The 550-nt window shown below is 55.3% G+C and carries 1 pseudogene; it reads left to right on the plus strand.

Features of this window, described 5'->3' with window-relative positions:
* Positions 1–204 precede the first annotated feature (204 nt).
* Positions 205–550 (plus strand): annotated as a pseudogene (locus HMPREF2547_RS10600) (IS256 family transposase); the annotation flags it as partial.

Raw genomic sequence — 550 nt, forward strand, 5'->3', positions numbered from 1 at the left:
CGTCCGCATCCCCAAAAGTGTGTCTGATTTTCAGCCTATTTGCTGGTCAGGCCGCATAAAACGGGCTTATATAAGGTTCCAGACCTTATTCAGGCCCGTTTCTTGCTCAATCCACCGGAATGGCTCCTGCATGTGGTAACAGGGGCCTGGTTGTCTTTCTGGGTGACTCCAAACAGACCCCGATGCCCTATATGCGCTGGGCAAATGAAGAAAAACGGCACCACAACCAAAGGGACAACCAGGTGGCGATGCAAAAACCCTGACTGCGGATGCTCAACAACACGACACCGCCCCGATCAGACCCACACCCGGGATTTCAAAGCGTTTCACACCTACGTCACCGGCACTGCTTCTTTAACCAAGGTGGCCGACACCTTGAATGTCTCCCGGCGCACACTCGACCGCCGGTTCACCTCATTGTGGCTTATCGATGTCCCTAACACCCCCGATCCCAACCGGGTCTACGACCAAATCTTCATCGACGGCACCTACACCGACGCTGGCTGCTTACTTGTGGCAGCCAGCCACGACCACGTCATCGCATGGCACT

The organism is Corynebacterium sp. HMSC055G02 (assembly GCF_001809065.1).
Taxonomy (GTDB): domain Bacteria; phylum Actinomycetota; class Actinomycetes; order Mycobacteriales; family Mycobacteriaceae; genus Corynebacterium; species Corynebacterium jeikeium_D.